Origin of the sequence: Isoptericola sp. NPDC060257, assembly GCF_042726645.1 — a bacterium.
GTDB classification, from domain to species: Bacteria; Actinomycetota; Actinomycetes; order Actinomycetales; family Cellulomonadaceae; genus Isoptericola; species Isoptericola nanjingensis.
In genome coordinates this window covers 1-9,964 of record NZ_JBHXAW010000167.1, presented here as the reverse complement: position 1 = coordinate 9,964, position 9,964 = coordinate 1, and the positions used below count along the sequence as shown (strand labels likewise).

Here is a 9,964-nt window from a genome sequence, read left to right as displayed (position 1 = left end):
GATCGCTTGCTGGAAGGCAGGTGGGGTCAGGCGGCGGCCCGGACCCGGCCGCCCTCCATCACGAGGATGCGGTCGGCGTCCAGCACCGAGGACAGCCGGTGCGCCACGGTCACGACGGGCCTCGCGTCAGGGACCTCGCGTCAGGCCCCCAGGTCGACGCTGTCGTGCGGGGCCACGCCGTGCGAGCGGCCCGGGTACCGCAGCCCGGAGAAGTACATGGTCGTGTGCGCCACGATGTGCTCTGCCGGGACCACGACGCCGTCCCACTCGGCGTCCGTCGTCGTGTGGGCGTCGCTGACGAGCGTGACGTCGAGACCGCGGGCCGCGGCGGCCTGCGTCGTGGTGCGGATGCAGTAGTCGGACTGCGCCCCGGCGACGACGAGGCGCGTCGCGCCGAGGTCGCGCAGCACGTCCTCCAGGTCCGTGCCCGCGAACGAGTCGCGGTACGCCTTGCGCACCAGCGGCTCGCCCGGGGCCCGCTCGAGGGGCGCCGCGAGCTCCCAGCCGGGGGAGCCCTCGGGCAGGTCGCCGTGGTCCTGGACCCAGACGACGGGCGTCCCCGCGCGGCGGGCCCGGTCCACGAGCGCGGCGGTGCGGCGCACGACGCCGTCGGCGTCGAGGCAGCCGTCGAGCACGCCGACCTGAAGGTCGATCACCAGCAGCACGGACCGCTCGGACCCGAGGGCCCGTGGCGTCGGGTGCGTGACCACCCCCGGCGTCAGGCGGTCGCCGCGGCCGCGGCGCGGGCGCCGGCGGGCAGGGCGTCGAGGATGCGGTTCACCGCGTCGTCGTCGTGCGCGGCGGAGACGAACCACGCCTCGAAGACGGACGGCGGCAGGTTGACGCCGGCGTCGAGCAGCGCGTGGAACAGCGCGCGGTAGCGGTACGCCTCCTGCGCCTGGGCCTGCGCGTAGTCGCGCACTCCCTCGGCGGCGGCGAACGGGCCGAAGAACGTCGAGAACAGCGACCCGGCGCGCTGCACGCGGTGCTCCACGCCCTCGGCGGACAGGGCGTCGCCGAGCGCGCCGGCGATCGTGTCCGCGACGGCGTCGACCCGCGCGTAGACGGCGTCGTCGGCGAGGCGCAGCGTCGTGAGGCCGGCCGCGACCGCCACCGGGTTCCCGGACAGCGTGCCCGCCTGGTAGACCGGGCCGGTCGGGGCGAGCTGGTCCATGATCGACGCCGGGCCGCCCAGGCCAGCCACGGGCATGCCGCCGCCCACGACCTTGCCGAAGGTGATCAGGTCCGGGGTGTACCCCTCGCCGCCCTCGCCCCGGATGCGCGCGTTCTCCAGTCCCCACCAGCCGGACGGGCCGACGCGGAACCCGGTGAGCACCTCGTCCATGACGAACAGGGCGCCGTGCGCGCGCGTGATCCGGCGCAGGCCCTCGTTGAACCCCTCGGCCGGGGGCACCACGCCCATGTTGGCGGGGCTCGCCTCGGTGATGACGGCGGCGATCCGCGAGCCGTGCTGCGCGAACGCTGCCTCGACGGCGGCGAGGTCGTTGTAGGGGAGCACCAGCGTCTCGGCCGCCGACGCCTCCGTGACCCCGGCGGTGCCCGGCATGGCGAGCGTCGCGACGCCCGACCCGGCCTCCGCCAGCAGCGCGTCGACGTGGCCGTGGTAGCAGCCGGCGAACTTCACGACGAGCGGCCGGCCGGTGACGCCGCGCGCCAGCCGGACCGCCGTCATCGTCGCCTCGGTGCCCGTGGACACCAGGCGCACCCGCTCGGCGACGGGCACCCGGCGGCGGATCTCCTCCGCGAGCTCCACCTCGGCCACCGTGGGCGCGCCGAACGACAGGCCGCGGGCGGCGGCGTCCTGCACGGCCGCGACGACCTCGGGGTGCGCGTGGCCCAGCAGCGCCGGGCCCCACGAGCAGACCAGGTCCACGTACTCGCGCCCCGCGACGTCGGTGACGTACGGGCCGCGCGCGCTCGCGAGGAACCGCGGGTCACCGCCCACCGAGCCGTACGCCCGGACCGGGGAGTTCACGCCCCCGGGGATCGCGGCCTGCGCGCGCAGGAACGCGGCGTGGTTGTCGGTCGTCATGGTCACTTGATCCACTCCGCGATCTCGTTGGCCCAGTAGGTGAGGACGATGTCGGCGCCGGCGCGCTTGATGGCGGTGACGGACTCGAGCACGGCGCCCCGGCGGTCGATCCAGCCGTTCGCGGCTGCCGCCTCGATCATCGCGTACTCGCCGCTGACCTGGTACGCCGCCACGGGCACGTCGGACCGGTCCGCGACGCCGCGCAGCACGTCGAGCGACGTCCCGGCGGGCTTCACCATGACCATGTCCGCGCCCTCGGCGAGGTCGAGGTCCGCCTCGCGCAGGCCCTCGCGGGCGTTGGCGGCGTCCATCTGGTACGTCCGGCGGTCGCCCTGCAGGGCGCTGTCGACGGCCTCGCGGAACGGGCCGTAGAAGGCGCTCGCGTACTTGGCGCTGTAGGCGAGGATGCTCACCTGGTCGAACCCGGCGTCGTCGAGCGCGTCGCGGATGACGGCCACCTGGCCGTCCATCATCCCGGACGGCGCCACGACCTCCGCGCCCGCCCGGGCCTGGGCCACGGCCATCGCCGCGTACCGGTCGAGGGTCGCGTCGTTGTCCACGGTGCCGTCGGCGGCGAGCACGCCGCAGTGGCCGTGGTCGGTGAACTCGTCCAGGCAGGTGTCGGCCATGACGACCGGGCCGGGGCGGCCGGCGGTGCCCGACGACCCCTCCGCCTCCACGGCGGCGACGGCCTCGCGCGCGACGCGGATGCCGCGCTGCAGGACGCCGTCCGGGTCGTCGCCGGCGGTGCCGGTCGCGTCGCGCTCGGCGGGGATGCCGAACAGCATGACGCCGCCCAGCCCCGCGCGGGCCGCCTCGGCGACGGCGTCGCGCAGCGTGGCCTCGGTGTGCTGCACCTGGCCGGGCATCGACGTGATCGGCGCCGGCTCGGCCAGGCCCTCCTTGACGAACAGCGGCAGCACGAGGTCCGCCGCGTGCAGGCGGGTCTCGGCAGCCAGGCGCCGCATGCGCGGCGTGGTGCGCAGGCGGCGCGGTCGGTACACGATGCCGGTGCCCGAGGTGCTCACGGGTGCTCCTTCGCTGAGGTGTCAGGCGCACGGTTCTCTCCCGTGGGCCGTGGTTCTGACGGTGCCGGGTCTGACGGCGCGGGCTCTGACAGCGCCTGCTCGACGGCGGCGGCGAGCGCGTCGTCGGTGGGGTGCGCCGCGATCGCGGCGACGCGCAGCCCGGCCTCGCGTGCGGCGTCGGCCGAGGGGGCGCCGATGGCGACGACGGGCGTGCCGGTGCCCGCCTGGTCGGCGATCTCGCGCGCCACCGAGCCGGACGAGACGACGACGACGTCGAAGCCGCCGGCGCGGGCGCGCTCCGCGACGTCCGAGGGCAGCGCGTGGCGGACCGTCCGGTAGGCCGTCACGACGTGCGGCGCCCAGCCGCGGTCGGCCAGCCCGTCGTCGAGGGTCGGGCGGGCGAGGTCGCCGAGCGGCAGCAGCACGGCCGGCGTCTCCGGGTCGGTGACGGCCGGGTCGGGGAACGCCGCGACCAGGCCGGCGGCGGTGGCGTCGTCCTCGGGGACGAGGTCGGTCGTGATGCCGGCCGCGGCGAGGGCACGGGTCGTCGCGGGCCCGACGGCGGCCCAGCGCGCGGGGGTCTCCGCGAGGCTCGTGCCGGTCCGGGCGGCGGCGTCGGCGAGCGCCTCGACGGCGTTGACGCTGGTCACGACCGCCCACACGTAGGCGCCACGGGCCAGGCCGCGGACGGCGTCGTCGAGCGGGGCGGGGTCCGCCAGGGCGCGCTCGATCACCGGCGCGACGACGACCTCCAGCCCGGCGTCCCGGAGCCGGGCCTCGAGGCCGGCCGCACGCTCGGGGGCCCGCGCCACCAGCACGGCGCGGGCCGGGGTCGCGGGGGTGTCGGGTGTCACGCGCCCTCCGGGTCGTCGGTGCCGGTGGGCGTGTGCAGAGGCTCGACGTCGGAGCGCGGCGCGACGGCGTCCGCCTCGCCCCGGCGCGGCTCGCCCGTGCCGCCCACCAGCGGCGCGAGCCGCGCCGCGCCGTCGGCGAGCAGCGCCTCGGCCACGCGGACGCCCAGGGCCGTCGCGGCGTCGTCCTGCGCGGCCTGGTCGAGGGGGGCGCCGTCCGCGGCGAGGACCGCCGACGCGCTGTGCGTGAGCTGCTCGGTCCCGTCGACGCGCGCGACGACGGCGGTGAGCTGCAGCTCGCCCGCCTCGACGCGGGCGTGCGCGCCGACCGGCGCCGCGCACCCGGCCTCGAGCCGCGCCAGCACCGCGCGCTCGGCCAGCACGGCGAGCCGCGTGGGGCGGTGGTCGAGGGCGGCGAACGCGTCGGCCAGGGGCGTGCCGGGCGCGAGGTCGGCGGTGCGGGCCTCGACCGCGAGGGCGCCCTGCCCGGGGGCGGGGGCCACGACGGCCGGGTCGAGCGCCTGCGTGACCACCTCGGTCCGGCCCAGCCGTGTCAGGCCGGCGAGCGCGAGCACGACGGCGTCCAGGTCGGCGTCCGGGCCGAGCGCGCGGGCGAGGCGGGTCTCGACGTTGCCGCGGATGTCCACCAGCTCGACGTCGGGGCGTGCCGCCTGCACCTGTGCCGCCCGGCGCGGGGAGCCGGTCCCGACGCGCGCGCCGCGGGGCAGGGTGTCGAGGGTGAGGCCGTCGCGGGCGCACAGCGCGTCGCGCGGGTCCTCCCGCTCGGGGGTGACGATCGTGAGCTCGGCGGGCTGCGCCGTCGGCAGGTCCTTGAGCGAGTGCACGGCGACGTCGCAGCGACCGCCCGCCAGCGCCTCCCGCAGCGCGGTGACGAACACGCCCGTGCCGCCCAGCGAGGCGAGCGAGCCCGTCTTCACGTCGCCCTCCGTGCGGATGCGCACCAGCTCGACCGGCCGGCCCAGCAGCTCCTCCAGCCGGCGCGCGACCAGGCCGGACTGCGTCGTCGCGAGGGCGCTGCCGCGGGTGCCGAGGCGCAGCGGGGCGGGGGCGGTCTCGGGGGTGCTCACCCGTCCAGTGTCGCGCAGCGGCACCGCCCGTGGACAACTCCCGGCGGGCTGGAGTCCGATCTCACACCGTTCGCCCCGACGTCGTGACGCCAGGTCATGACGATGCGTCACCACGCCCTGACACGCCGCGGGTCAGAGGGCGGCGACGGCGGCCTGCGCGTGCGCGACGATCGCCGCGAGGCCGGTGCCGGCCACCCAGCCTCCCGTCACGGCCAGCCCGGGCGTGTGACCGACGGCGGCGGTGAACGCCGCGACCTGCGCGCGGTAGGCGGGAGTCGGCGGGGGCAGGGAGCCGTCCCAGCGCTGCAGCAGGTGGTCGCGGACCCGGTCGGTGAGGTCGACGCCGAGCAGGGCGGACGCGTCGCGGGCGGCCTCCTCGGCGGACGGGGGCTCGGTCGCGGCGCCGATCCGCCCGTACGACAGCCGCACCACGTGCACCCCCGGCCCGGCGGCCGCGCGGACCCGGTCGGCCAACCACGGCCACTTCGCCGTCGCGTGCGTCAGCGCCTTGGCGCGCACCCCTGACGGGTGCCCGCCTGCCGCGTCCTCGGCGTCGGGCGCGACGAGTATCCCGGAGCCGCGGGGGGCGTCGTCGAGCTCGGGCGCGTCGAGCAGGAGCGTCGCGAGCCAGATGTCGGCGCCGGCCTCCGCTGCCGGCACGGGCACGGACCCCGGCTCGACCTCGCCCGGAGCCGTCACCCACGGGGACAGCAGCGGCGCGACCTGCGGCGTCGTCACGACCAGCCGCGGCGCGCGCACGGTGTCCCCGACGGTCGTGGTGACCTGCCAGTCGGCGCCGACCCGCTCGACGCCGTCGACCTGCTGCCCCACGCGCACGGCGGCATGGATCGGCCCGGTCGCGTCGGTGCGCGGCGAGTCGGCGAACTCCTCGGCGCTCGCGGCGATCTCGCCCGTGAGCGCCTCGACGATCGCGTGGATGCCGCCGTCGATGCCGCGCACGGCGGACCCGGCGGGGGCGGCGGCCCGCAGCTCGCCGACGGCGCGCGACAGCGACCCGGTGCGGGCGAACGCGTCGAGCAGCCCGGGCGCGACGGCGGCGACGTCGAGGCGGTCGAGCGGGGCGGAGTGCACCCCCGTCGCGACGGGCGCGACGAGCCGGTCGGTCACGCGTCGGCCGAGCCGGGAGCGCACCAGCGTCCCGAGGTCGGTGGTGTCGGCGACGAACCGCGGCAGCACGCGGTCCACGGCCGCTCGTGCGACGCCGGGCCAGCCGATCGCGCGGCGGACGTCGGGCGCCCACGGCACGGAGGGGATGCCGAGCACGCCCGCCTTCGGCAGCGGGAAGGCGCGGCCCGCCGCGTACCCCCAGGCGGACAGCGGGGCCGGGCTCACGACGTCCAGCCCGAGCTCCTCGGCCAGGTCCGTGACGGTGGTGCCGCGCGCCGCGAAGGACTCGGCGCCGAGGTCGAGCCGCACGGGGAGCGAGCCGAACGCCCCGCCGCGCACGGGCCCGCCCACGCGGTCGGACGCCTCGAGCACCACCACCTGCAGGCCGCGGTGCACCAGCGTGCGGGCCGCGACGAGACCGCCGATCCCGCCGCCGACCACCACCGCGTCGACGTGCTCGGGCGGCCGGGCGGGCCGGCCGGAGGGCGCGTCGACGGGGGCGCCGAGCGGCGGGAGCGGCGTCACAGCGAGTGGACCAGCTCGACGACGCGCGTGAGCACGGTCGGGTCGGTGTCCGGCGGGACGCCGTGGCCCAGGTTGACCACGTGGCCGGGGGCACCGGCGCCGCGCGCGACGACGTCGCGCACGTGCGCCTCGAGCACGGGCCACGGGGCGCCCAGCAGCGCGGGGTCGATGTTGCCCTGCACGGGCACGGCGCCGCGGGGGTGGTCGGCGAGCAGCGCGGCGGCCTCGTCCAGCGGGGTGCGGTAGTCGACGCCGACGGCGGGGTACCCGATCCCGGCGGTGTCGAGCACGTCGCGCAGCGCGGGCAGCAGGTGCCCGGTGCCGGTGCCGAAGTGGATCGCCGGGAGGCCGCCGCCCTCGTCGGCGCCCGGCGTGCGCAGGTCGGCGACGTGCGCCAGCGCGGCGGTCGACGACGGCGCCACGTGCGAGGTGTAGTCGGCGAGCGAGAGGGAGCCCGCCCACGAGTCGAAGAGCTGCACCGCGGACGCGCCGGCGAGCACCTGCGTGCGCAGGAAGCGGCCGGTGAGCTCGGCGGTCCAGGCGGTGAGGCGGGCCCACGTCTCGGGGTCGGCGTGCATGAGGGTGCGCGCGGCGAGGTGGTCGCGCGAGGGCCGGCCCTCGACCAGGTAGGCGGCGAGGGTGAACGGCGCGCCGCCGAAGCCGAGCAGCGGCACGTCGCCCAGCTCGGCCACGGTGAGGCGCACGGCCTCCGCGATCGGCGCGAGCGCGCCGTCGTCGAGCGTCCGCGAGGTGAGCCGCGCGACGTCCTCGGCCGTGCGGTACGGCTGGTCCATGACGGGCCCGACGCCGGGCTTGATGTCCACGTCCACGCCCGCGAGCCGCAGCGGCACGACGATGTCGCTGAAGAAGACGGCGGCGTCCACCCGGTGGCGGCGCACCGGCTGGAGGGTGATTTCCGCGGCGAGAGGTGGCCGGAGGCAGGAGTCGAGCATCCCTACTCCCTGACGGACCTCGCGGTACTCGGGCAGGGAGCGGCCCGCCTGCCGCATGAACCACACGGGGGTCACGTCCGGACGGTCGCCCCGCAGGGCACGCACCAGCGGGGCACGCGTCGTCCGGCCGTCGACCAGCGGGTGGTCGGCGGGGAGCGGGTGGGTCTCGCGGCTCGGCTCGGGAGCGATCGTGGGGGATGTCACGGTCCATGATTCTGCCCCGCCTCGTCGGCCCTCTTAAAGTGGAGCCACTGTGGTACTCCTCTCCCTGACCGCCTCGCACCGCGAGCTGGACCTGGACGCGCTCGAGCGGCTGTCCACCGGGTCCGGCTCTGTCGGGCGCGTCGCCGTGGGGTCGTGCGGGCCCGTGCAGGGCGCCGTCGTGATCTCCACGTGCAATCGTTTCGAGCTCTACCTGGACGTCGACGCCCCGTTGCACGGCGACGCCGTCCGGCACACGACGAAGCACGTCGCGGCGCTGGTCGCGGCCGGCTCCGGGGTCTCGGAGGAGGTCGCGGCCGACTCGTTCACGGTCCGCACCGGGCCGGAGGTCACCTCGCACCTGTTCACGGTGGCCGCGGGCCTGGACTCGATGGTCGTGGGAGAGCGCGAGATCGCCGGGCAGGTGAAGCGCGCCCTCGCCGAGGCGCGCGACGACGGCACCACGTCCAAGACCCTCGAGCTGTTGTTCCAGACGGCGTCGCGCACCTCCAAGCGCGTCGGCACGAGGACGGAGCTCGGCGCCGCCGGGCGCTCGGTCGTGTCGCTCGGGCTGGACCTCGCCGGGCAGGACCTGTGGCGCGGACGCGCGGCCGAGCTCGACGCGTCGTGGCGGGGCCTGCGCGTGGTGCTCATCGGCACGGGCTCGTACGCGGGTGCCTCGGTGGCGGCGCTGCGCGCCCGCGGCTGCGACGACGTGCGGGTGTACTCGCGCTCCGGCCGCGCCGAGGTCTTCGCGCAGGGCCACGACGTCGAGGCGGCGCCGGACCTCGTCGAGGCGCTCGCCGACGCCGACCTCGTGGTGTCGTGCTCGGGCGCCCGCGGCCGCCGGCCCGGCGGGGTCACGGACGGGCGGGCCGAGGCCTCCCTGGAGTACGTGCTCGACGCGGCCGCCGTGGTGCGCTCGCGCGAGCGGGCCGCGGCCGCCGCGGGCGAGGAGCCGGAGCCGCGCCCCCTGGTCGTGCTCGACCTCGCGCTGCACCGCGACGTCGACCCGCGCGTCGCGGACGTCGAGGGCGTGCTGCTGTACGACCTGGGCACGCTCAAGGCGCACGCCCCGGCCACCGCCGCGGACGTCGTCGACCGTGCTCGGCGCATCGTGGACGACGCGGCCGCGGGCTTCGAGGAGACCCGCCTGGGCCGGGCCGCGGACGCCGCCGTCGTGGCGCTGTTCGACGCGGCCGAGGTCGAGGTGCGCCGGGAGGTCGACGCGGCGGTCGACCGGCTCACCACGGAGCTGGCGGCGCGCGGCGGGACCCCCGAGGAGGCCGACGTCGACGCCATCGCGCGCGACGTCCGCAAGCGGGTGCACGCCGCGCTGCACGGCGAGATCGTGGCGGTGCGCGCCGACGCGCTGGCCCGGGCGCGGGCCGAGGAGGCCGCCGTCGTGGCGGGCGCCGAGGCGCTCGTCGAGGACGCCGAGCGCGCCGACCGGCGCTGATCGTCCCGCCTGTCGCGAACCTCCCGCAGAGCCCGGTTCGCCGGGTCACGGCGTAGATCACCCCGTTTCAGCGCGCGCGTCCGGCATGTCGGCACTAGCGTGCCGAACGCGGGCACCTGGCCGCCCCTGTCGGCCGTCGACGGTGTGGGAACCGCCTTCGAAAGGACGCGCTGAACATGGACACCTTCTGGGACTTCTTCTGGTACCTCGTCTGGATCTTCCTGTTCGTGGCCTACCTGATCGTCCTCTTCCAGATCCTCACCGACCTCTTCCGTGACCGGGACCTGTCGGGCTGGTGGAAGGCCGTGTGGGTCATCTTCCTGATCTTCGTCCCGATGATCACCGCGCTGGTCTACCTCATCGCCCGCGGCCGGGGGATGTCGGAGCGTCAGCTCGCGGCGGTGAAGGAGGCCAAGGCCGGCACCGACGCGTACATCCGGGAGGTCGCGGGCAGCCCCGCCGACCACATCGCCCAGGCGAAGAGGCTGCTCGACGAGGGCACCATCACGCCGGAGGAGTACGCGCAGCTCAAGGCGAAGGCGGAGTTCGGCGCGCTGCACCCCTTCGCCCCCGCCGACCAGGCGCAGGGCTACCTCACGCTCATCCGCGAGCTGGAGGAGCGCCTCGCCGAGGTCACCGGCTACGACAAGGTCTCGCTGCAGCCCAACGCCGGTTCGC

8 protein-coding genes and 1 pseudogene are annotated in these 9,964 nt (G+C 77.0%); 2 read left to right on the top strand and 7 right to left on the bottom strand.

What is annotated here, in order from left to right; genetic code table 11:
• Window positions 1–140 precede the first annotated feature (140 nt).
• The 7 genes from ACFWEK_RS14015 to hemE form a co-directional block, all read right to left on the bottom strand.
• A complete protein-coding gene (locus ACFWEK_RS14015) occupies window positions 141–656 on the bottom strand; it encodes a cysteine hydrolase family protein (RefSeq protein ID WP_430554446.1) in 516 nt (171 codons plus the stop codon).
• A gap of 62 nt (window positions 657–718) precedes the next feature.
• On the bottom strand, window positions 719–2,053 hold the full coding sequence (hemL, locus tag ACFWEK_RS14010; protein ID WP_430554445.1) for a glutamate-1-semialdehyde 2,1-aminomutase: 1,335 nt from the start codon (window positions 2,051–2,053) through the stop codon (window positions 719–721).
• A 2-nt stretch (window positions 2,054–2,055) separates the two neighbouring features.
• Complete coding sequence (gene hemB / locus ACFWEK_RS14005; RefSeq protein WP_430546670.1) at window positions 2,056–3,021, bottom strand: porphobilinogen synthase; 966 nt, start codon at window positions 3,019–3,021, stop codon at window positions 2,056–2,058.
• A 56-nt stretch (window positions 3,022–3,077) separates the two neighbouring features.
• Window positions 3,078–3,935 (bottom strand): uroporphyrinogen-III synthase, encoded by an 858-nt coding sequence (locus tag ACFWEK_RS14000; RefSeq protein WP_430554444.1) that lies wholly within the window; start codon window positions 3,933–3,935, stop codon window positions 3,078–3,080.
• A complete protein-coding gene (gene hemC / locus ACFWEK_RS13995) occupies window positions 3,932–5,020 on the bottom strand; it encodes a hydroxymethylbilane synthase (RefSeq protein WP_430546569.1) in 1,089 nt (362 codons plus the stop codon). Before hemC ends, ACFWEK_RS14000 begins: the two co-directional genes overlap by 4 nt.
• Before the next feature lie 132 nt (window positions 5,021–5,152).
• Complete coding sequence (locus tag ACFWEK_RS13990; protein ID WP_430554443.1) at window positions 5,153–6,673, bottom strand: protoporphyrinogen/coproporphyrinogen oxidase; 1,521 nt, start codon at window positions 6,671–6,673, stop codon at window positions 5,153–5,155.
• On the bottom strand, window positions 6,670–7,830 hold the full coding sequence (hemE, locus tag ACFWEK_RS13985; protein ID WP_430546567.1) for a uroporphyrinogen decarboxylase: 1,161 nt from the start codon (window positions 7,828–7,830) through the stop codon (window positions 6,670–6,672). Before hemE ends, ACFWEK_RS13990 begins: the two co-directional genes overlap by 4 nt.
• 49 nt (window positions 7,831–7,879) lie before the next feature.
• Between hemE and ACFWEK_RS13980 the strand changes: the two genes are divergently transcribed.
• Window positions 7,880–9,286 (top strand): glutamyl-tRNA reductase, encoded by a 1,407-nt coding sequence (locus ACFWEK_RS13980; protein ID WP_430554442.1) that lies wholly within the window; start codon window positions 7,880–7,882, stop codon window positions 9,284–9,286.
• Window positions 9,287–9,462: 176 nt separating this feature from the next.
• Window positions 9,463–9,597: pseudogene (locus tag ACFWEK_RS13975) on the top strand (hypothetical protein); the annotation flags it as partial.
• Window positions 9,598–9,964 lie beyond the last annotated feature (367 nt).